Annotated in this window: 15 protein-coding genes; 10 read left to right on the forward strand and 5 right to left on the reverse strand. The window is 50.9% G+C overall.

All coding sequences use genetic code 11. From position 1 onward, the window contains the following. The first annotated feature begins 217 nt into the window (after positions 1-217). The 6 genes from ACYVJM_RS06245 (at position 218) to ACYVJM_RS06270 (ending at position 8,365) form a co-directional block, all read left to right on the forward strand. Complete coding sequence (locus ACYVJM_RS06245; RefSeq protein ID WP_461147329.1) at positions 218-4,189, forward strand: hybrid sensor histidine kinase/response regulator transcription factor; 3,972 nt, start codon at positions 218-220, stop codon at positions 4,187-4,189. Positions 4,190-4,422: 233 nt separating this feature from the next. Then, positions 4,423-5,262 (forward strand): carboxypeptidase-like regulatory domain-containing protein, encoded by an 840-nt coding sequence (locus ACYVJM_RS06250; RefSeq protein WP_461147330.1) that lies wholly within the window; start codon positions 4,423-4,425, stop codon positions 5,260-5,262. Positions 5,263-5,356: 94 nt separating this feature from the next. Further along, positions 5,357-5,905, forward strand: a complete 549-nt coding sequence (locus tag ACYVJM_RS06255) for a nuclear transport factor 2 family protein (protein WP_461147331.1) — start codon at positions 5,357-5,359, stop codon at positions 5,903-5,905. Between the two features lie 135 nt (positions 5,906-6,040). After that, entirely contained in the window at positions 6,041-7,213 is a 1,173-nt protein-coding gene (locus tag ACYVJM_RS06260) for an acyltransferase family protein (protein WP_461147332.1), read from the forward strand. Positions 7,214-7,245: 32 nt separating this feature from the next. Further along, on the forward strand, positions 7,246-8,124 hold the full coding sequence (locus ACYVJM_RS06265) for an SDR family oxidoreductase (protein ID WP_461147333.1): 879 nt from the start codon (positions 7,246-7,248) through the stop codon (positions 8,122-8,124). Between the two features lie 31 nt (positions 8,125-8,155). Next, entirely contained in the window at positions 8,156-8,365 is a 210-nt protein-coding gene (locus ACYVJM_RS06270) for a hypothetical protein (RefSeq protein WP_461147334.1), read from the forward strand. Positions 8,366-8,561: 196 nt separating this feature from the next. Here ACYVJM_RS06270 and ACYVJM_RS06275 read toward each other — a convergent pair whose 3' ends face one another. After that, positions 8,562-9,203 carry a hypothetical protein gene (locus ACYVJM_RS06275; RefSeq protein WP_461147335.1) on the reverse strand — a complete coding sequence of 214 codons (642 nt, stop codon included), beginning with the start codon at positions 9,201-9,203 and terminating at the stop codon, positions 8,562-8,564. A 102-nt stretch (positions 9,204-9,305) separates the two neighbouring features. Between ACYVJM_RS06275 and ACYVJM_RS06280 the strand changes: the two genes are divergently transcribed. Continuing rightward, positions 9,306-10,892 carry a serine hydrolase gene (locus ACYVJM_RS06280; RefSeq protein ID WP_461147336.1) on the forward strand — a complete coding sequence of 529 codons (1,587 nt, stop codon included), beginning with the start codon at positions 9,306-9,308 and terminating at the stop codon, positions 10,890-10,892. Between the two features lie 162 nt (positions 10,893-11,054). On the opposite strand, the gene ACYVJM_RS06285 is transcribed toward ACYVJM_RS06280, so the two are convergent. After that, the gene (locus tag ACYVJM_RS06285; RefSeq protein WP_461147337.1) at positions 11,055-13,451 is read right to left on the reverse strand and encodes a TonB-dependent receptor; all 2,397 of its coding nucleotides are present in this window, start codon (positions 13,449-13,451) and stop codon (positions 11,055-11,057) included. 329 nt (positions 13,452-13,780) lie between these two features. On the opposite strand from ACYVJM_RS06285, the gene ACYVJM_RS06290 reads away from it, so the two are divergent. Further along, complete coding sequence (locus ACYVJM_RS06290) at positions 13,781-15,082, forward strand: DUF4249 domain-containing protein (RefSeq protein WP_461147338.1); 1,302 nt, start codon at positions 13,781-13,783, stop codon at positions 15,080-15,082. Positions 15,083-15,089: 7 nt separating this feature from the next. On the opposite strand, the gene ACYVJM_RS06295 is transcribed toward ACYVJM_RS06290, so the two are convergent. The 3 genes from ACYVJM_RS06295 to ACYVJM_RS06305 are packed head-to-tail and all read right to left on the reverse strand — an operon-like array spanning position 15,090 to position 15,621. Beyond that, positions 15,090-15,323: a helix-turn-helix domain-containing protein gene (locus ACYVJM_RS06295; RefSeq protein ID WP_461147339.1), complete on the reverse strand. Its 234-nt coding sequence runs from the start codon at positions 15,321-15,323 to the stop codon at positions 15,090-15,092. A gap of 5 nt (positions 15,324-15,328) precedes the next feature. Continuing rightward, on the reverse strand, positions 15,329-15,466 hold the full coding sequence (locus tag ACYVJM_RS06300; protein WP_461147340.1) for a DUF2975 domain-containing protein: 138 nt from the start codon (positions 15,464-15,466) through the stop codon (positions 15,329-15,331). Beyond that, the gene (locus tag ACYVJM_RS06305; protein ID WP_461147752.1) at positions 15,406-15,621 is read right to left on the reverse strand and encodes a hypothetical protein; all 216 of its coding nucleotides are present in this window, start codon (positions 15,619-15,621) and stop codon (positions 15,406-15,408) included. The genes ACYVJM_RS06300 and ACYVJM_RS06305 overlap by 61 nt, the downstream gene beginning before the upstream one ends. 320 nt (positions 15,622-15,941) lie before the next feature. Here ACYVJM_RS06305 and ACYVJM_RS06310 point away from each other — a divergent pair, with 320 nt between their 5' ends. Further along, positions 15,942-17,699, forward strand: coding sequence for a phospho-sugar mutase (locus ACYVJM_RS06310; RefSeq protein WP_461147341.1), 1,758 nt, complete (start codon positions 15,942-15,944; stop codon positions 17,697-17,699). A 210-nt stretch (positions 17,700-17,909) separates the two neighbouring features. Then, a complete protein-coding gene (locus ACYVJM_RS06315) occupies positions 17,910-21,248 on the forward strand; it encodes a SusC/RagA family TonB-linked outer membrane protein (RefSeq protein ID WP_461147342.1) in 3,339 nt (1,112 codons plus the stop codon). Positions 21,249-21,333 lie beyond the last annotated feature (85 nt).

Consider the following 21,333-nt stretch of genomic DNA (forward strand, 5'->3'; position numbering starts at 1 on the left):
GATCTGAGCACTAACATTAAAAAATATTTACCCGGTTAGCCTCGATGAATAGCGGAATGTTCCTACCGCCAGAATCACGAAAGAGATCCTTTTAATTTCCTTCCAGATACGCTTTCAGACAGACAATCTCTGGTGGATTGGGAAAGCATCCTTTGACAATTAATTGACTATCAGTTACCTTCCAGCCTTCGTTCACAACCGACTTGATTACTTACTTATGAATGTCCAACGGATTACGTTGGCCCTTTTGCTATGGGCAGCCGTTCCCCGGCTATTTGCCCAGACTTTTTCGGGTATTAACCGGATTCTGTCTACAGCCGACGGCCTCCCCAGTTCAACCATAACCGGTCTCGTTCAGGATCGGGCAGGTTTCATCTGGATGGCCACAGCCGACGGCCTTGCTCGCTACGATGGGAGAAATGTCAGGATATTCCGGCAGGATGATCAGCCAAATGCACTACTGGAAAACAACATTGCCCATATACAGCTTTTGTCCAATGGCACCTTTCTGCTTCAGACCCGCACGGGCGACTTTCAAAAATTTGATCCTGTAACAGAACGGTTCAGCTTATTCTTTCCATTAGCCAGACAAGGTAAACGTAAAATTGATGACGGCTGGCTGGCACCTGACGGAAAAACATTCTGGGGGCTGTGGCGGGGTGAAAAAATTCAATACTTCGATCAAAAGCTTCATTCGACCTATCGCTGGGATCAACGCACGCTGGGCATTGCAGCCAACACGCTCCATAGTATGATCGTGGCCTCTTCGGGCCTGGTTTATGCACACTCCGACAAAGGATTGATTGTGATAAATCCTCACACGCGGCAACATCGCCTGCTGCCCTTTGCCGGCCCGGTGGAGCGACGACTCAACACCCTTACACCCGTTGTCGATTGGGCACACGTAGTCGAACGACCCAGTGGTGACATTTTGGTTATCGGCCAGCATTGTCTGCATGTATTCAACCCAACAACCCGCCAGTTCCGTGAAGTGGTGATGCCGGGGCCTTTCGCGCCCAACGGGGCTTATGCACTGCGGGTACTGGCTGATGGTAAGGTGTATCTGGGTATTGGTCAACACCTTTATGAACTGTTACCAAACGACCAATTCGCCACGGTCTATACGGGGGAGTTACCCATCGGTGAGCAACGGGCTTTTGGGATACCTTATATCTGCGACCGCACGGGTATCGTGTGGCTTTACGATCAGGCCGGTAAGCTGACCCTGCTCAACCAACGCCAACAGCCTTTCCGGACCTATCCCTACCGCACGAGCTGGACAACGGATTTACTCCAGACCGGATTGGGGATGGAGCCAGTACAAACAATCAAAAACAGTGATAGCTGGACCCGGCTTACTCCATTCCGGGGCAGCTTGTGGTTCATCGATCAACGGACGCTGTACCGGTATAACATAGTCCGCCACCGGCCGGAACAAACGTCCAGTTTTATTATCAACGATACGTGTCATTTTAAAATCGCGTTGAAGCCCGATCAGCACGGGCATCTTTGGGTATATGGAAATGAGAGGGGCGGTTTAACGGAAATAGATTCAGTGGGGCATGTAAAGCGGTACTGGCCAAACAGTCTGGTCCCGCAACCACTCGAAAATCGTGGTCTGGACGTAGCCGACATTCAGCCGATGGGCCAGACAATCTGGATGGCTTCTTACCAGGGTAAAGGCCTTTATCAATATGACCTCCGGCAGAAAAAAATCATCAGGCAATGGCTGCACATACCTGGCAACACCCAGTCGTTGCCTACGAACCAACTGTTGGGTCTGCTGGCCGACCCACGAGAACCCAACCGGACGCTTTGGCTGGGTACCCTGGGCAGAGGACTTATCCGATTCGATACGCAAACGGGTCAGTTCCGGACGTTTACGGTGTCTGATGGCCTTCCCGACAACACCATCAACAGTTTACAGACTGATCACCGGGGATTTATCTGGGTGGCTACCAACAAAGGGTTGGTTCGGCTCGATGCGCACTCGTTCAGGATGCGCGTATTTACCCGTTCGGACGGCTTACAGGACGATGAGTTTGTTTTTGCCGCGGCTACCCAATTACCGGACGGCCGCTTGGCTTTCGGGAGTAAAACCGGGATGACCGTATTTAACCCGAGTGCCATTCGGGAGCAAACAAGTCAAACGCCCGTGGTCCTGTCGGCACTTCGGATCAACAACGAGCTGGTCGAAGCCAATAAACCGTCATCTCCCCTAACCAGCCCAGTCAATGCGCTTACAACGCTGACCCTCAGCCATAAGCAGAACTTCCTCACGTTTGAGTTTGCCGGATTGGCCTATGCCAAACCCGACCAGATTCATTATCGTCATCGTCTGCTGGGAGTCGATCAGGACTGGGTCACAACAGGTACAAACAACTCGGCTACATATACCCAGCTTCGGCCCGGCAATTACGTATTTGAGGTAATGGCTACCAATGCAGATGGCCGGTGGAGCCACAACCTGAAACAGCTGGCTATCAGGATTACCCCCCCCTGGTGGGCAAGCTGGTGGGCGTATATTGTGTACACCCTGACCTTTGGTGTGAGCCTGGCTGGTTTTATCCGATTTCGAATCAAACAGCGCCGGCAACTGCAAGAGATTGATCTTCGTAAGCAGGAAGCAGCGCAGTTAAAGATTATCGGCGAGTTAAAAACGCGGTTCTTTGATAACATTACCCACGAATTCAGGACGCCCCTATCGCTCATTCTTTCGCCAACCGAAAAGTTGCTGGATGAATCGAAACACGATACCATCACTCGCCAGCGGCTGGAAACGATACGACGGAATGGCAACCGGCTTTTGCACCTGGTCAACCAATTACTCGATCTGTCGAAGCTGGAAGCGGGCAGCATGACCGTAACGCCGATTCGATGTAATATAGCGCAGTTCATGAACCATCTGATAGAGCCATTTCGGCCGGTCGCGGAGGAACGGGGTATTGAGTTGATCCTGCTGGTTGACGAATGCCCGCAGGATTATTTACTCGACACGGATAAGTGGGGCACTATTCTCACAAACCTGCTGTCCAATGCGTTAAAATTCACCAGCAAAGGTGGTCGTATAACCGCCATTGTAAGCAGTCCGGATGAGTTTTCCCGCCGTATACTCATCTCAGACACCGGCATCGGTATTTCGGCCGACAAGCTTCCGCATATTTTTGACCGTTTCTACCAGGTCGACGACACACAGACCCGCGCTTACGATGGGACAGGCATCGGGCTGGCGTTGGTTAAGGAATACACCCGCATTCTTGGCGGCAGTATTTATGTATCCAGCCAACCGGCCGTGGGCACTACATTCACCCTTTTACTGCCCGTCTTACCCGCACTCCCCAACGCCGATGCAGCACCGGCGACTACTACACTCAACTTGCCGGACACGTTGGCCTATATACATGACCGTTCGCTGATGAATATGGCTGATTCTCCTACAGATTCACCCGTCATACTGGTCGTAGAAGACAATGTTGAACTTCGTGATTTTATCGCTAGTGAGCTGTATCAGTCATACCGTGTTCTAATCGCCCAAAACGGAGAGGAAGGTTGGGAATTGGCAAAAAGTGAACTACCGGACGTAGTCATCTCGGATGTCATGATGCCGAAGATGGATGGATATGCCCTGACCCGGCACCTGAAAACAAACACCCTTACCAATCACATTGCCGTGCTGCTTCTCACCGCCAGAGCGTCTCAGGAGAGCCGTATGGATGGATTGAGGCAGGGGGCGGATGATTACCTCACCAAGCCCTTTCACGTTAATGAATTACAGCAACGGATACACAATCTGCTCAGTCGTCAGCAAGCGCTGCGGGCTTTTTACGGACAACAGTTTGCCCAGCCAAACGCCCTTTTACCTACCGAAACCCTGGCGAATGAATTTGTCCATCGGTTGCACGAGGCCATCGATTTGCACTTGTCAGACAGCACCTTTGGCGTTGAGGAGATGGCCCGCCATATGGGGGTGAGCCGACGAACGCTCCACCGCAAACTGACGGCCACGGTCAACCTGTCGGCCAACGAGGTGATCCGGCAGCATCGCTTGAAACGGGCTGCTCAACTGCTGCTCGCGGGGCATAACGTATCGGAAACGGCTTACCTCGTTGGCTACGAGAGCTCTGCCCATTTTTCACTGATCTTCAAGGAGTTCTTTCAAAAAACTCCCACCGAATACACCCAGCAGTAGGTGTGGCTCATTTGATTGCCGGACAGCTAAGTTCGAGCCGATAACCAGCCCCTTTTGCCCTAATTCTCAGGCGCTTTTTTTCACAAACGCTGACAGAATATATCTAGCGGTAGGCATGACTCATTACCGATAGGATTTGACTCAAAACCGGACCTTACTTGCGAGTCAGTAACGGAATATTGCAGGGCAGTTCAGATGGACTGCACATTGTTATCACACCGGCAACTATTTCCATGAAGATTATCAATACCTACTCATCGATCGTGGGCCTTTTTATAGGCTTAACAACGTCCGCTTTTTCTCAGGCGACCCTCACCGGCTCGGTTCAGGACGCAGCGGGTAAACCCTTGCCGTTCAGTAACATCGCCCTACTAAATGCCCGCGATTCAAGTTTGGTAAAAGGCACCATTAGTAAAGAAACGGGAAGCTATTCGTTTGAGAATACCAAACCGGGCCAGTACAGGCTGATGGCCTCGGCCGTAGGCTATGCCGCCAATCGAACCAAGGCGTTTTATGTCACATCGACCTCTATGGAAATCCCGGCTATTACGCTCGTCGAATCAGCCAAAACCCTCAATGAGGTGACCGTAGCTACCAAAAAACCCTTTGTTGAGCAGCAGATCGACCGAACGGTGATCAACGTGGCGGGCAGCATCATTGCCAGCGGCAGCACCGCCCTTGAGGTGCTGGAAAAAGCCCCCGGCGTCACCGTCGACCGGCAGAACGATGCCCTGCAACTCCGCGGAAAAGACGGGGTGATCGTACAAATCGACGGCAAGCAGACATACCTTTCCATGCAGGATGTGGTAAATATGCTAAAGAGTATGTCGAGTGATAATATCGAAAAGATCGAACTTATCACCAATCCCGGCGCCCGATACGATGCGTCGGGTAATTCGGGAATTATCAATATCCGGCTGAAAAAGAACAACAACATTGGCACCAATGGCATGGTATCGCTGGCGGGTGGATCGGGGCGATTCGATCGGGAGCGGGGTAGCCCTGATAACTGTATCCTACGCCTTCGGCAATCAGAAAGTGAAGGCCGCCCGTCAACGACGAACAGCTACTGAAGAAGAAATGCAGCGGGCCAACTGATTTCTACGTAGTTGACTTCCCTAACCTTACCGTTTCCATTAATTCACCTAAACAAACCCTCGTTCACCCATGAAAACTACAGGCCGCTTACCCCTCGCTATTGCTTTCATTGTCGCTTCGCTGGCACTCGTTTCCTGTCAGAAACAGGAAGAAAAGGTTAAGGAAAATATAAAGAAATACGTAACCATTACCGACAGTGCCGATGTATACGCAAAGGTGCTGGCCGACTTTGTTAATGCGCTCACGGCCGCCGATTATGAAAAGACCCGGAGCCTGGCTGCCCCCAACTTTAAAAGCTACGGCCCCGCTGCTGCCGATTCGGTCGGTATTGATAGCGTGATTGCCGAATGGCAGCGAAATCACGCTCTTTATAGCGGTATTAAGCTGGTGAGAGCAACACCAATGGGCTTTACCTCAACCGCCCCGGGAACCACGGGCGATTGGGGCTTTCAGTGGGGCGTTTATAGTATGACGTATAAGGCTACCGGCAAGACCATCACCTTTCCGTATCACCTGACGGCTATGATTGCAAACGGCAAGATTCAGCGGTTGGGCAACTATTATGATAAGGCTCAGTTCATTGGTCCGATGGGTAGTAAAGTTGTTAAAGCGGACTAATTCCGCCCGACCAGAAAGCAGCTTCTATCCATAAAAATGCCTTTACGTATACCTACAAAAAGCAGAACAACGATTGGACGATCGTGGCCCTGCAACATACCAAAATTGAGTATAAATAAGCCCTGCCACTCAATCATGAAACAACAAACAACATACCTGACAACCTTGACCCCGCTACGTGGTATTGCGGCCCTGCTGGTGGTTGTCTTTCATTCCAGCATCTATACAATGCCCCTTGTTAATCCGGCACTCACTGGATTGATTAATGAAGGCTGGCTTTGGGTCGATTTCTTTTTTGTACTGAGTGGCTTTGTCCTCAGTCATGTGTATGGTCATTATTTTGAGACCTCAGTCACGAAGGCTCAGTTCATATCCTACGTTGGGGCACGATTTGCCAGAGTTTATCCGCTTCACCTTTTCTCGCTGGTATGTATCACAATAGCAGCCATCTTTATCCGTCAGGAAGCAAGCCAGGTTGATCCTATCCTACAACCCATGTTTAGTTATTGGGGCTTCCCGGCATCGCTGCTGCTGATTCAGTCCATGCATATCTTTCCCATTGCCCCGTTGAATGGCCCATCCTGGTCACTTAGTACCGAGTGGTGGGTTTATATGCTCTTTCCGCTCGTTGTTGGCCCCCTTCGACGATTGCCTGTTTTTGGAAAAGTGCTTTCCTGGCTCGGTGTTGCGGTTTTTTACTATTTTCTGATGTACTATATCGCTCCCCGATATGGGTTGACACGCCAGGTTACCCTCAATCTGGTTGCCGACTGGGGCTTTTTTCGATGTGTTGCCGGTTTTGGGCTGGGCATGCTGCTGTACGATGCGTACCAACATAATTGGGGAAGGCAACTGGCAGGCAATGGGTGGTTCTTTATGCTGGCATCGGGAGCGGTGTTGCTTGCCATGCATGCAAGCCTGCATTCACTGTTGATTGTTGGCCTTTTCCTGCCAGTGATCTTATCGGCAGCTTACCAGACGGGCTGGGTTAAACAAGCATTGAACGTACGGCCCTTGCAACGCCTGGGCGATTGGTCTTTTTCTATCTATATGGTTCACGTCCCCATCATTTATTTTTATTACATCGGGTGGCTGCAAAAGAAACCAGACCTTCTTGCCCACTATTTGCCAACAGGCCCGGCGAATCCAGACTACGCAGCAGGGCAGATATTCTGTGTAATGCTCATTGGCATTACCCTCGTGGTGGCGGCACTAACCTACAATTTTATCGAAGTTCCGGCGCGCCGGTATCTCAACGCCCGGTTTCAGACCAGTAAGCCCAAGGAGTCTCTTTCCGTATCCTTATAAAGCGTCATATACATAACCCTTTTCCTGAAATCATGTCTACCATTCTTATTACCGGATGCAGTACCGGCATTGGCTTTGCCACCGCCGAAGTGTTAGCCCGCAGCGGCCACACCGTTTATGCTACCATGCGCAACCCGCAACGGGCGCCCCAACTGGGTCAACTCGCTGAGCGCGACAACCTGCCCATTGTCGTTTTGCCGATGGATGTTGATTCGGATGAGTCGGTGAAGGCAACTATTACCGAAGTGTTGGCACAGGCAGGTACCATCGACGTACTGGTCAACAATGCCGGTATTTTCAAGCTAGGTTCCGTTGAAGAATTACCACTTTCGGCGTTTCAGGAAGTAATGGAAACCAATTATTTCGGCACCATTCGCTGCATTCAGGCGGTGCTCCCGTCTATGCGGGAAAAGGGGGCAGGCTGTATCGTCAATGTCACCTCCGTTTCCGGTAAAATTTATGGGATTTTTCAGGGAACGTATGCAGCGTCAAAAGCGGCAACCGAAGCCTTCAGCGAAAGCCTGGCCGCCGAAGTTCAACCCTTTGGCATTCGGGTGGTTGTGGTTGAACCGGGCGTTATTGACACCCCAATTCTGGACAAAATACAAACACCATCAGCGGATACCAAGTACCCTATCATGAACCGGGTAAAAGCGTTTTTTGCAGCTTCGCAGACCAATCATGTACCGCCCAGTATCGTTGGCGAAACAATCCGGGATATTTTGACGGACAACAGTACGCAAATGCGCTACCCGGTGGACCCGGATTCCGCTCTGTTGCTCGGCTGGCGGGCATCGTTATCTGACTATGAGTGGATTTCGTCGGGCAATGTGGACGAAGAAATCTGGATTGCGGGCATGGATCAGTTAGGCCTGGACGTACGGCCGTATATGAACGTTGCGGGTCAATAGGCGAATAGGTGCTCTTCTAACTAAAAAGTCCATGAACTCCCGGCTTTCACTCATCACAGCCCGCACCGTTGCGGTAGAGCCCCTTACCCTGCCGCAGTTACTCACCCGGTCGACGATGCGATTCGGTGACCAGCCCGCGCTGACGTTCATGGGCTTTTCTATTACTTACAAAGCGCTCACCGATCTGGTGAACTGGACGGCTCAGGCCCTTGCAGACTTGACTATACGGCCCCGTGTGTGATCGGTGTCAACGGCGTTCTGCCGGGAGCGGCTGGCAGCCTATAAAATTCCAAAGCAAATCGAGTTAATGGCCGAACTCCCCAAAAGCGCCGTCGGTAAGATATTAAGCCGGGAGTTGCTCCGGCTAGACTTATTGACGTCATCATTGTAGGGTTACCCCTTGCCGGATTATCAGCTAACACAAAATTTATGGTTGCCTACCGGACCCGGCTACGGCGGCTATGGCGCGCACGGGATCGGCCGCCAATGCTGAGCAGACCGCCCGAATCAGTGCGGGGCAGGCCGTAGCGAAAATAGATGCCGTAGTACGTTTTTGACGAATCGTAGTGTTCGTTGCTGAAATCGAAATAACCGGAGATAAGACCCACCCCCAGTCGCCGACCAATCTGGGCAAAAATGGTGTACGATAGTTCAAGCATGAGGCTACCTCGGGTATCGAAGAGTTTACCCGCGCCAATCGTGATTTCGCTGGCGAAGATACCCACGTTGCCCGCGTCGAGTGTAGCGCGCCCCTCTACGAACAACGTAGTGTCGGGTCGGACTGAGTTTCGACCGAAAGCCACACCCACATCCAGCACGCCAAATGATTTGCCAACCTCCACATTCTGCGCCAGCCGATCACCCATTTTTCCGGGACCGGTATACACCGACAAGGGCATGGTGCGGGCATACCAGGGTGCGTGCCGAAAGCTGAGCTTGGGCATGCTGGCCCAGATCGAGTCGGCCTGGGCGGCTTTCTGAGCGCGGGTCGTAACAGACGACTGGCCCGACGCGGGCGTCAACACCACCCATGTACAGCAAACGAGCAACAGGCAGACAGCAGATAAGCGATAGCGCATAATCAATCAGGCAAATAATCCAGCGAAGATACCTTGTGAGATAAGCTGTTTGTATGCCTGTAATAGCCTATCTTTTCGGATCATGTTAACCAGCCAGTATTCATGAAGAATAGATTTCGTTTTGCACGTCTCTTTTGGGCTGTTCTTGTGGCGTGGGCTAGCCCCTGTATCGCCACAGCGCAGGTCATTTCCGCCCCGCAGATTGATGCCCTCGTGCAGCGTACCCTAACCACGTTCGATGTGCCGGGCATGGCCGTAGCCGTGGTCAAAGATGGAAAAGTGGTTCACTCGAAAGGGTATGGCGTTCGTTCCCTGAAAACCGGCGCCCCGGTCGACGAAAACACCCTGTTTGGCATTGCCTCCAACAGCAAAGCTTTTACGTCGGCCGCATTGGGCATACTGATGGATGAAGGCAAACTGACCTGGGACGATAAGGTGATCGATTACATTCCCGAATTCAGGATGTACGACCCGTACGTAACCGAGGCCTTCACCATTCGGGATTTGCTTACCCACCGCAGCGGCCTTGGCCTTGGCGCGGGTGATCTAATGTTCTGGCCCGATTCAAGCACCTTTACCATGAAAGACGTTATCCATAATTTGCGCTACCTGAAACCGGTTTCGGGCTTTCGGACAAAATATGATTACGACAATCTGTTGTATATGGTGGCTGGCGAAGTAATCGAGCGGGTCAGCGGAAAAACGTGGCCTGATTTTATCCAGGAACGGATCATGAAACCACTGCAAATGAATCGCAGCGCCGGTTCGTACGAACGGCTTCCCGATAAAGTAAATGCGATTGATGCCCACGCGCCCGTTAATGGGAAGGTACAGGTCATTAGCCGGGATCTATTCCGGTTTGGATACGCGGCCGGCGGAATTAATTCGAGCGTAGCCGATATGAGCAAGTGGGTGATTGCGCAGCTTAATAAAGGAAAGTATGGGGGAGGTAATACGAAACAACTGTTCAGCGAGAAAGTACACGCCGAGATGTGGAGCGCACAAACCATTCTGCCGGTAAACGCTACCCCAACGCCCCCCTACAACACGCATTTCTCGGCCTACGGACTCGGCTGGGAGCTCAGCGACGTAAAAGGCTACAAGCAGGTAACGCACACGGGGGGTCTGGCAGGCATGGTGACACAGGTGACGTTACTGCCCGAGCTTCAGTTGGGCATAATTGTGTTCACCAATCAACAATCGGGAGCTGCTTTCAGGGCGGTTACCAACACGATCAAAGACAGCTACCTGGGCCTTTCACCAACGAATTGGGTTGGTATTTACAACGACCGCGTCAAGAAAGGAGAGACTGAAGCAGCAAAAATCACCAAAGAAATTTGGGACGGTATCGCCAACGCGCAGGCCATAAATACAACCAAAATGGACTTTGCGAACTATGCCGGTACCTACCGCGATCGATGGTTCGGTGATGTTGTGCTGAGTCAGGCAAACGGCAGGTGGTGGTTCCGGTCGGTACGCTCACCCAAACTGACCGGCGAGCTGTTTTATTACAAAGGCAATAGTTTCGTGGTCAAATGGAACAATCGGAGTCTGGATGCGGATGCGTACGTAACGTTTCAGGTAGATGACCAGATGAAACCGGTTTCCATAAAAATGAAACCTATTTCGCCCCTAACCGACTTCAGCTTTGATTTTCAGGACCTGGATCTGCAACGGGTAAAGGAATAATCGGATAGGATTGTATTGACTCCCTCCACGTCGATAATATCCGCTATACCCCGCAGAATCTGATCCTCGGGATCACCGCAGCCTATCGGCACTGTAGAAACAGCCAGACAGCCAATCAGAAGGATGAACCCTGAACGCATGAGTCAGGGAAAAAACGTTGATTTATTTGAACTCAAAATTGTACGTCAAACTTGGTATCGGGGCGCCAAAAATGCTGAGTCGGTAGGGATTCGTGGCCTGCCCTTCTGTACGATAAAAGATCGAGTACGCATTTTTACGACCATAAATATTGTAAACCGTAAAGGTCCAGTGCCCTTGCCAGCGTCGGTTTTTCATACCTGGCCGGTAGATGTTCCAGGCAAAATCCAGCCGGTGATAGTCTGGCAACCGGTACTGATTCCGCTCGTCATAATAGGGATACGTCCGACCCTGATACCGGATAAACCCTTCCGGTGCCGTGTAAGGCCGGCCCGAACTGTAGGCAAAGTTGAACGAAAAGCTGTGCGTCCGGCCCTGGTTAATCGTCAGGCTCATGTTCAGGCTGTGCGGACGATCATAGTTAGCGCGGTACCAGTTACCCTCATTGATCTGCTGCTGAAAATCAACGCCTTCGCTGACCTGATTAAGCGTTCGGGCATACGTATAATTGACCCAGCCCGTTAGCTCACCTTTTTTCTTGGATACCATCACTTCCAGCCCGTAGGCTTTGCTTTTACCCGGTAAAAGTTGCGTTTCGGGATAAGGTTGCAGCAGGAAATCGGCACCGGGTTTATAATCCAGAATATGCTGCGTACTTCGCCAGTATACCTCTGCCGAAAGCTCAAAAATGTTGTTCTTCGAGTTCTGAAAATACCCCGCCGACCAGAGCTGGCTCACCTGTGGCTGGATATGACCATCGGATGTTTTCCAGCGAGCGGTGGGTAAAGGCGTCGTGGTGTTGGTGATGACCTGTAGATATTGCCGCATCAGGTTGTAACCCAGCTTGATGGACGAATTGGGTGTCAGGGCATAGCGAAACCCTAAGCGTGGTTCGAGTCCACCATATTGCTTGCTTACCTGCCCGGCACCGAAGACCATAGAATCCACAACGGTTGTGGCGTCAGGCACCTCACCGTTTGCATAGCGACGGACCACAGAAGGCCCCAGGTTCAGGAAATGGGAGTACCGCAAACCAGCCGATACCGCAAGTTTGTCCGACAAACTGAGCTCATCTTCGGCATGAATGGCAAATTCCATGGCATTTTCGAGGGGCGTTTTCCGGTAATTGACCGCCAAACTGTTCCCCGGAATCAGTTCCCCGGGGTTAAGCCGGTAATGTGTGCCGCTGATGCCAATTTCGATCTTCTGGTTTTCCAGTTGATAGTTCAAATTCGATTTGATCTGTCGTTGTAACAGCGATTGCTTTAACGCCACCTTATTGCTGGTACTGTCTTCGGTCGACAAAATCCTTGGAATATACTGTGCCGCCAAAGCGGTGGTTTGCAGATTCAGCCGTGGCGAAAACGCATGAAACCAGCGCACCATGCCGTTGGCCGTTTGCTGGGCATACTGTGTGTTAACGGCATTTATGTTGGACAGACTACCTAATAGATTCGTCTGAAACAGATCCTGACTGTAATAGCTCATGGCAGTTACGGTATTGCGGTCGTTTACCCGCCAGAAAAGCTTGGCCGTTCCATCGCCAAATTTCGCCCGAATGTTGTCGAATCGGGGCGAAACGGCCCGTAATAAAAAGTCGTTGAAGGCTCCCCTACCCGATACCAGCAAGGCCAGTTTCCCTTTCACGATCGGCGTCTCGATCGTTAGTCGATTGGACACAAAACTAACGCCACCGCTCAGTTGAAACTGATTAAGATCAGGGTTACGCAGGCTGATGTCCAGCACCGATGCCGCCCGTCCGCCGTAGCGGGCCGGGACATTGCCTTTATAGAGATCCAGCCCCCCAACGGCGTCGGGTGGAAAAACCGAAAACAGCCCAAACATATGCGTAGGGTTAAAAATCGGCGTATCGTCCAGCAGGATCAGGTTCTGGTCTGTCGTCCCTCCCCTGATAGTTAACCCGTTGGCCGCTTCGCCCACGCTCGTAACACCCGGCAGCATTTGCAGACTTCGGAGAATATCGACTTCACCCAAAGCCGCAGGCATTTTCCGGAGTGTCGCCATATTGATCTGACTTACGCCCAGCAGCGGTTGCCGAACGTTGCGGTCGTAGCCTTTGCTCGTTACAACCACCTCCTCTAACTGGCTGGCAACGGATGGTAAAATAACATCCACCGTCGCATTGCCCCGTATATAAATCGTCTTCCTGAAGGGAACAAAGCCAACATTTCGAACAACCAGCACGTGCTGCCCCGACCGGATTTTGATGGCGTAATTACCCTGCTCATCGGTATAGGTACCGTTCGTAGACTTTTCGTAGTCGATTACTACAGCGGCCCGAACAAGGGGCTGCTGCGTTGATGAATCCCGAACGGTTCCCGAAAGTGTATATAGAATTTGGGCGCTGACGTAGGTTTGGGTGAGCACTGCCAGCAAAAGGCTTACTAAAAATCGATTCATGAAAAGAAAAGATAAAGGTGTGGCCCTGTTTTCGCTGCCATGGAAGACAACGTTTCAGTAGCACCTATGTGCAAACGACTAAATTTCCTAACAGCGATTTTATTAGTGTCTGAACAAAGTCCCCCTAAGGGAATTTAAAGATTGGTGAGTTTAATCAAGAGTAATGTTACTGCCTTACCTATTCGTTGATGAACTAGTAAAACCAGATGTTCAACATATATACCTATTATATACCTATAATTCCAACACATACCCTGCGTTCCCTATTTGGTACAGGAAAGCGTATTTTTTATCGACTATTTCTGGCTAAATTTCTTTTTTGAGATACTATGCGCTTCTTCCGTTTTGCCTTCAGCAGCTTACTCATGGCAATGGCATTGACCGCCTGCGTGGACCCGCTTGAGCTGACTCTGTCTGAATCGGTCGATATTCTGGTCGTTGACGGCACGATTACGAACCTGCCCGAACCGCAGCTGATCCGGTTAAATCGCTCCAAGTCAGATCCGTTAACCGGCCGCTTTGGCACGATGCCCATCACCAAAGCCAACGTCGAAGTACTCTTTGATTCAACGCAGCGCATACCCTGCCACGAAACCGTAGACGGCACGTATCAATTACCGGCAGATTTTAAGGGACAGGTCGGCCATGCGTATCAATTACAATTTACCCTCAGCGATGGGACCTCCTATGTATCGACTCCGCAAATTATGCAACCGGTACCGTCCATAAGCCGCGTTAATGCCAGGTTTAATTCTGCCAGTCTGCCGGTTGAGGTACAATTACCCGGTGGCTACCGGGGTGGGCACGATGTATTCATCGACTGGCAAGACCCCGCCAATCAACACAATTATTACCGTTGGGAGTGGAAACTCTATGAAAAGCAGAACTGGTGCCGAAGTTGCCAGCAGGGTGTTTATGCCGTTAATGATATTCCGGCGCATGCGTACAAGGACAAACTATTTTACATGTCGGGCAACGAGCCTTTCGAAAACTGCTTCGTCCCGATCAATTACTCAGAAGCAGCCCAGCCTCCAATTCCGAACGGATTGTTCGTATATGACTATCCCTGCCGAACACAATGCTGGGAGATTATATACAGCTCTGCCCTTAATGTGTTTGATGACCAGTACAGCAACGGTGGGCAGATCACCGGCCGAAACGTTGCGCAGATTCCCTATTACGACAGCACAGCCGCCTTGGTAGAAATCAGGCAGCTGTCGTTGCCACAAACAGCCTATTCATTTTTCAGCAAATTCCAGAACCAGACGCAAAATGTGAATGGCCTGGCCGATTCGCCCCCATCGGCGGTGGCGGGAAATATCAGGAATACGGCGAATCGGCGGGAATCCGTCGTGGGTTACTTTACCGCTTCGGCAGTATCAAGCGTCCGGTACTGGCTCGACCGAAAAGACGTTGTTGGCTTACCATACGGTCAAACCGACCCAACGGGCAAATCGATATTGCCGGGCTCCGAACTGTTTTATTCGCTCAACCAGCGGCAACCCATCCCTGAGCCCCTCTACCCCTACCCGAACATCCGTATCTGGGGCGGCCCGCCCCGACCCGTCACGGCCATTTGCGTTCCCAGCGACAGCCGAACGCCCTATAAACCTGATGGTTGGAAAGAGTAAAATACGATCATACCGAATTTAGTTGACGACTTTCTGTTTGAGGTACGTATTCAAGTAAATCGCCCGGCTGACAATCCAGCGCCCGGCATAACGCTTCCAGTGTGTTGAAGCGAATGGCTTTGGCTTTACCTGTTTTCAAGATGGATAAATTGGCTAGTGTCAGATCGACCTTTTCGGCAAGTTCGGTCAACGACATTTTTCGACGGGCCATCATCACGTCTACATTTACAATTATTGGCATGGCTTTCAGATCGTTAGTTCCTGCTCCTCTTTTAGGTATAACCCGGAACGAAACACTTCGGCCAGTCCAAATAATAATAATCCTATAAAAAAACTGGCAGACAATAGAGCAGGAACCCATAGCTGCCCACAACTTCTTCGCACAATCGAACAGGCACTATAACAAACAACTTATACTGGTCGATAGACCCAAAATAGATGTACAGCAGGGCGACTAACCCGGCAACGATGGTACACGACGAAGCATAATAGATAACAGCTGCTATACTTTTTAATGGCTTACTATAAAAGACATGCATAGAGGTAGATGATCTAAGTACACTCAGATCTACAAGAAATATTTATTGTATCCCTAAAATGTTAATCGTGATTTTTGGGAATCTATGCTGTGTATTTGTAGGGTACAGGTATAATTGTAATTTTGACCAACAAACCTGGTAAGCGTGTAAACAAGCTGTTGATGCGGTGCTCTTGTGAGATATTGAGTACCCTAAACAGCTGCACAATTCAGCTAATGCTTTGACCATAAAGGCTTTTACTGTATTTCAAAACAATTTTCTTTTTTGTACCGTAACGTTCTTCGTTACTTCATAACTATTACCCGTTTAGTAAACATACGATGACAACTTCCCTCGACTCCTCGACTCAGCAACGCGTTGACCAGTGGCTTGGCGGTAATTATGATGCCGCTAGCAAAGAATCCATACAACACCTGATCGACTCGGGTAATATTACCGAACTGACAGACTCCTTCTACCGCGACCTTGAGTTTGGAACGGGTGGTCTGCGGGGCGTTTTGGGCGTTGGTTCGAACCGCATGAACCGGTACACGGTTGGCGCGGCTACCCAGGGGCTTTCCAACTACATCAATGCAGCTTTTCCGGGCGAAGACATCAGCGTAGCCATTGCACACGACAGTCGGCGGATGAGCCCAGAGTTTGCTCAGCTGGTTGCCGATATTTTTTCGGCCAATGGCATTAAAGTTTACCTTTTCAGCAGCCTTCGGCCTACGCCAGAGTTGTCGTTTGCTATTCGGCAGTTAGGCTGCCAGAGCGGTATCGTCGTAACAGCCTCGCACAACCCTCCCGAGTACAACGGGTACAAAGTGTACTGGAACGATGGAGGTCAGGTGGTGTCTCCGCACGACAAGGCCATTATTGCCGAGGTGAACAAGATTACCTCCGTCGATGACATCAAATTTGACGGAATTCCCGAACGGATTCACCTGATCGACGAAGAAATTGATGCGCCTTACGTTGAACGCGTCAAATCCAATGCCGTAAACCCGAATGTGATCAAGCGGCAGGCTAACCTGAATATCGTCTACACGCCTATTCACGGAACCGGCATTACCCTCGTTCCCCGCGTTCTGGATGCGTTGGGCTTTACCAATGTACATATCGTTGAGCAGCAGGCTACACCCGACGGCAATTTCCCCACGGTGAAATCGCCAAACCCCGAAGAACGGGCGGCCATGCAACTGGCGCTCGACCTGGCCAATTCGCTCAACGCCGACCTCGTCATGGCTACCGATCCCGATGCCGACCGCGTTGGCGCGGGTGCCCGCAATCACCACGGCGAATTTGAATTGCTGAACGGCAATCAGATGGCCAGCCTGATCATTTATTACCTGCTCAACGCCTGGAAAGATGCAGGTAAACTTACAGGCAAGGAGTTCGTTGCCAAGACCATCGTTACCACCGACCTCATCGACAAGATGTGCGAACGCTACGGGGTCAACTGCTACAATACCTTAACGGGCTTCAAATACATTGCCGAAGTTATCCGTGAGCTGGAAGGCAAAGAGCAGTTCATTGGCGGTGGCGAAGAAAGCTACGGCTACCTCATTGGCGATTTTGTTCGGGACAAAGATGCCATCGCTTCCTGCGCCATCATTGCCGAATTGACAGCCTATGCCAAAGATCAGGGCAAGAGCCTGTTCGATATGCTGATGGCTATGTACCAAGAGAATGGTTTTTATTACGAAGCATTGGTTTCGCTCACCAAAAAAGGGAAATCGGGGGCTGAAGAAATTCAGCAGATGATGGCCGACTTCCGGGCTAATCCACCAAAATCCATTGCCGGTTCAGCCGTTGTTCGGGTGGATGACTACAAAGCATTAACCCGTCTGGACCCATCAACGGGCCAGACATCGGTCATTGAATCCGGTAAAATGGGCATCGAACCTTCTAACGTGTTGCAATTCTTCACCGCAGACGGTACCAAAGTATCCGCTCGCCCATCGGGTACAGAGCCCAAAATCAAGTTTTATGTCAGCGTTGTGGAGCCTCTTGAAAGTAAAGAAGCGTTCGATGATACGTATGCGCAACTAAAGGCAAAAGTACAGCGGGTTATTGATGAGCTGAACCTTAATTAAGACCAATTACTCAATTTTCCCACAGTACTCGTAGTACAAAAAAAGGCCGCTCAGTGCTAACTGGGCGGCCTTTTTTTGTACTATACGACGCTAAAACAAAAATATTCCGTCAAAAAAGAATTAAAATTCCATTAAAAGCATTTTTATTTGCAATGAGTATTAATACTCATTGCAAATCACTCATCACTTATCTAATCTAATTAGTCTATCATGAATAATGCGTACCCAAAAGTTTACCGAATACCCTTGCTGTTTCTGCTCAGCTGGTTCGTATTCACAGGGACAAGTATGGCTCAGGATCGCCGGATTACCGGCCGAATCACGGACGGCGCCGAAAACAGCCCGCTCCCTGGTGCCAACGTTGTTATTAAGGGCACCCAAACCGGTATGGTTACCGATGCCAATGGGCAGTACACGATCCTTGTACCCTCAGGACGGAATGTGCTGACCATCTCAGCTATTGGATTTACCGCTCAGGATGTTACGATTGGGAATAAAAGCGAAGTGAACGTCGCCCTTGTTGCTGACGTCAAAACCCTGAACGAAGTCGTTGTAACCGGTTACGGCGCCCAGTCCAAACGCGACATTACCGGAGCCATCGCCACCGTAAGTACACGGGAGTTACTATCCGTTCCCGCAACCAACGTGGCTCAGGCTCTCCAGGGGCGCGTAGCGGGCGTATCGGTTGGTAACGAAAACTCACCAGGTGGCGGTGTTATCGTTCGGATCAGGGGCTTCGGTACACTCAACGACAACTCCCCCCTTTACATAATTGACGGAGTACCCACCAAAGGAAACTTAAACACCATCAACCAAAACGATATTGAATCCCTGCAAGTGTTGAAAGATGCTGCAGCGGCTTCGCAATATGGTGCCCGCGCCGGTAATGGCGTAGTAATCATTACAACAAAAAAAGGGAAAGCCGGAAAACCCAAACTAACCTACGACGCCTACTATGGTGTGCAAAAACGCGGCAAACTCCTCGACCTGCTCAACACCCAGCAATACGCAGACCTGTGGTGGGAGTCACGCATTAACTCGGGGGTTCTGGTCAACGGTAACCCGCGAAACGCTCAATTTGGAAATGGCCCGCGGCCGGTTATTCCGGACTATATCTTCCCGGATGGCGCTATGGAAGGCGACCCACGCGTTAACCCCGCCAACTATTCGACAGACATTGACGCGGCCGACTTCCGGCGGAGTAAATGGCTGATCACCAAAGCCAACAAAGAGGGCACCAACTGGATGGAGGAGATTTTTAACCCCGCCCCAATGCAAAACCACCAGCTGGGTGTTTCAGGAGGTACGGAAGGGGGCCGATACGCCATCTCGCTCAACTACTTCAACCAGGAAGGTATTATGAAGTACACGGGCTACAAACGGTACTCGGCGCGTGCCAACACCGAATTTAACGTTAACAAACGAATTCGCATCGGCGAAAACATTCAGGTTGCCTATGCCGAACGCATTGGTGGCCCCTTCTCAACCCGTGGTATTGCCAGTAACCAGAGTGAGAGCAACGCCGTTTCGTTTGCCTACCGGTTACAGCCAATTGTTCCTGTCTATGATATTGCCGGAAACTTTGCCGGTACCAAAGGTGGCGACCTCGATAATGCCCGCAACCCGGTGGCCGATCTATACCGCAACCGCACCAATATCAACAAGGAAATCCGTTTGTTTGGCAATGCCTACGCTGAACTTGATCTGGCCAAAAATCTGACGGCACGTACCAGTTTTGGCATCGACTATAACCTGTTCAACGTTCGGGTGTATACCCCACGCGATTTTGAATCATCGGAGTCGGCCGGTACCAACCAGTTGCAAACCCGTAATGATTACGAAGCTACCTGGACCTGGACCAACACACTGAGCTATAACACAACCCTGTTTGATAAACTTCGCCTGAGTGCTATTCTGGGAACGGAGTCGATCAAAAACTATTACGAATTTGTGAACGCCGTTCGGAGCCGGTTTGCTTCCGACGACATTAACAATCAGTTCCTGGCGGCCGGTAATGCCGGTACACAAACCAACGATGGCAGCGCAACCTACTGGCGCTTAGCGTCTGAATTTGCCGTAGCGAACCTGTCGTTCGACGAAAAATACCTACTGAGCGGTACGTTGCGCCGTGACCGGTCGTCGCGTTTTGCCTCCGATTACCGCATCGCTTATTTCCCGGCCTTATCGGCAGGCTGGCGTATTTCGGAAGAAAAGTTTTTGAAAAATTCGACAGCTGGCTGGCTTAATGACTTGAAAATTCGCGCAAGCTGGGGCCAGACGGGTAACCAGGAGATCGGTAACTTCAACCCCTACACATTCTATGGCACCAGCCCCGCCAACAGCTTTTACGACCTGAACGGCTCACGCACATCGGCGCTGCAAGGCTACGACCTGTTCCAGTTTGGTAATGCACAAGCCAAGTGGGAAACCACAACCCAAACCGACTTTGGGTTTGATGCGTCGCTGCTGAAGGGTAAAGTTGATGTCAACTTCGACTGGTTTAACCGCGTTACGACGGATGCGCTCTTCCCGGTCGATCTACCGTTTACGGCGGGCAATGCCACGAATCCCTTCCGAAATATTGCTTCGTTCCGTAACCGGGGTGTTGAACTCAACCTGTCCTATACTGGCAAAGCGTTAAATAATGAACTGACCTATACGCTGTCCGGTAACATTTCGACCTATCGGAATACGGTACTGACCACCAACGGCGACCCAAACACACAGTATTTTGGTTTCGCTACCCGTCTGCCTGCCGTGACGGTTACCCAAGAGGGCTATCCCATTTCGGCTTTTTACGGCTATACCATCGACGGCATCAACAACACGCCCGAGCAGGCGGCCTCCGGTCCCATCTGGAAAGGCTATAACGACGTTGTTACCTACCGGCAGGCCAACGGTACCGGCGTTGTTGGTGCTGGTACGTTCCGGTACCGCGACCTTAACGGCGATGGACTCATAACCCCGGCCGACCGGAGTATTATTGGCTCGCCCCATCCTGATTTCAGCTATGGCTTGAACGTAAATGTAAACTACAAAAACTTCGGTCTTCAGCTATTCGGACAGGGAGTTCAGGGTAACCAGTTGTTCAACTACGTTCGCTACTGGACCGATTTCCCAACGTTTGGCGGTAATCGCAGCCTGCGCATGTACGAACAGTCCTGGCGGCCCGGTGCCGATAATTCCAGGGCTATGCTCCCCATTGTACGGGCAGCCGACAACGTGAGTTCGGTACCATCGACTTACTACCTGGAATCCGGTTCCTACCTGCGCATGCGCAACATACAGTTGTCCTACAACCTGCCGCGCACACTGATGAGCAAAATGGGCATGAGTGCCGCACAGGTGTACATACAGGGACAGAACCTGTTTACTATTACCAAATACACGGGTATGGATCCTGAAATCAACGTTCGTAACTCGCAGGGAGCGGTTTCGGGTAATACCGGCACCACAGCGGGCCAGAATCAGGATCGCCAGATTGGCGTCGATGAAGGTTTATATCCAGTAGCCAGAACGGTGCTGGTTGGTTTGAGCTTAAGTTTTTAATCCAGGAAAAATCATAATGTAACACGAAGATGACCACGTCCTGAAAGAACTGGTCATTCCGGTGCATCATTCGTCATACATTCTA

This window comes from Spirosoma pulveris (assembly GCF_054781875.1).